Genomic DNA, 213 nt, shown 5'->3' with positions numbered 1-213 from the left:
ATTGGATAGCACAATATAAGAAAAACGGGTATACTATTGTTGAGAAAACAAGAGGAAGGATACCTAAAATGGGACGTAAGCCAAAGAAGAAACCCGAAGAGATGACAGAACTAGAACGTCTTCAAGCAGAAAATGAGTACTTGAGAGCGGAGAATGCGGTTCTAAAAAAGTTGAGAGAACTCCGATTGAGGGACGAAAAAGAGCAAGAAGAAA

Annotated in this window: 1 pseudogene; it reads left to right on the top strand. The window is 39.4% G+C overall.

Annotated elements, in window-relative coordinates:
• Nucleotides 1–213: pseudogene (locus LIZ08_RS10475) on the top strand (IS3 family transposase); the annotation flags it as partial.

It is taken from the genome of Streptococcus sp. 210928-DFI.4.42, from assembly GCF_020554365.1.
GTDB classification, from domain to species: Bacteria; Bacillota; Bacilli; order Lactobacillales; family Streptococcaceae; genus Streptococcus; species Streptococcus parasanguinis_S.
This window is presented reverse-complemented; position numbering and strand designations above follow the sequence as displayed.